This window comes from Roseomonas rosulenta, assembly GCF_016106005.1.
GTDB lineage: Bacteria > Pseudomonadota > Alphaproteobacteria > Acetobacterales > Acetobacteraceae > Neoroseomonas > Neoroseomonas rosulenta.
Map to the genome: position 1 here is coordinate 1 of NZ_JACADR010000537.1, position 1,257 is coordinate 1,257.

The following is a 1,257-nucleotide window of genomic DNA, read 5'->3' on the forward strand; positions in this document are numbered from 1 at the left end:
GTCCCGATCTTTGCCGGAGCCGCCGCCGGAGGGACCGCGACGCGCGCCACGCGCGCGCAGTGCGGTGATGGGCACGCGCCGCCCGGTGCGCGGCCGCGACGCCCCGCGCGGGCGCGAATGAAGCGCCCCTGCCTTCCTGACGACCCAGACGTTCGGATCGCGGTCCTGCCGCGATCCGGGAGCGCACGGCGCGACCGCGCCCAGACCATCCTCGCCGTCAGGTGCGTCCGTGCAGGGCGCGCAAGCCAAGCCGGCACATGCCGGCGCCCGGCGCCCGGCGCCCGAGGGCAAAAGAAATCGGATCGCGGCCCTGCCGCGATCCGGGAGCGCACGGCGCGACCGCGCCCAGACCCCCAGCCGCCGCCAGCGCGCCAGCGCAGGGCGCGAAGGCAAGCCGGCCGGACGGCCGGCGCCCGCCGCTTGAGGGCATAGAAACATGCGCATCATCGCCGGGCGGCATCGCGGCCGCACGCTGGTCGCGCCGCCCGGGGACGCCACGCGCCCCACCGCCGAACGCGTCCGCCAGGCGCTGTTCGACATGCTGTGGCACGCGCCCTGGGGCGGGCGCACCACCATCCAGGACCAGCTGGTGCTCGATGCCTTCGCCGGCACCGGCGCGCTGGGGCTCGAGGCGCTGTCGCGCGGTGCGGACCACTGCACCTTCATCGAGACCGGCAAGGCGGCGCTGGCCGCGCTGCGCGCCAACATCGCCGCCTGCAAGGAGGAGGCCCGCAGCGCCGTGCTCGCCGCCGACGCCACGCGCCCGCCGCGGGCGCGGGTGGCCTGCGGGCTGGTCTTCCTCGACCCGCCCTATGGGCAGGGGCTGGTGGAGCGCGCCCTGGCCGCGCTGTCGGCGGCCGGCTGGATCGCGCCGGGCGCGCTGGTGGTGGCCGAGGCGGCGCAGGAGGATGCGCTCGACCTGCCCGGCTACGCGACGGTCGCGACGCGCAGCCACGGCGCGGCGACGCTGCATGTGCTGCGCGCGCCGGGCGAGGGCTGCTGAGGCGGACCTACCGCCGCCCGAACATCCGCTCCAGTGCCGCCGCGTCCAGCCGCAGGACGGTGGGCCGGCCATGGCTGCAGGTGGCGGCGCGCGGCGTGGCTTCCATGGCGCGCAGCAGCGCGTCCATCTCGGCCGGCAGCAGGCGGCGCCCGGCGCGCACGCTGCCATGGCAGGCGAGGCGCGCCACCGCGGCATCGAGCCGCCGTTGCAGCGAGGCCGCCTCGCCCAGCTCGGCCAGCTCCTCCGCCAGGTCG

General features: G+C 77.8%; 1 protein-coding gene and 1 pseudogene. One reads left to right on the top strand and one right to left on the bottom strand.

What is annotated here, in order from left to right; all coding sequences use genetic code 11:
- Positions 1-436: 436 nt before the first annotated feature.
- Positions 437-1,003, top strand: coding sequence for a 16S rRNA (guanine(966)-N(2))-methyltransferase RsmD (gene rsmD / locus HW578_RS26675; protein ID WP_198373716.1), 567 nt, complete (start codon positions 437-439; stop codon positions 1,001-1,003).
- Between the two features lie 7 nt (positions 1,004-1,010).
- On the opposite strand, the pseudogene HW578_RS26680 reads toward rsmD, so the two are convergent.
- Positions 1,011-1,257: pseudogene (locus HW578_RS26680) on the bottom strand (DNA mismatch repair endonuclease MutL); the annotation flags it as partial.

What these genes read in the sequence shown, in the direction of transcription:
- rsmD (WP_198373716.1), top strand. Translation starts at nt 437, where the DNA reads ATGCGCATCATCGCCGGGCGGCATCGCGGCCGCACGCTGGTCGCGCCG.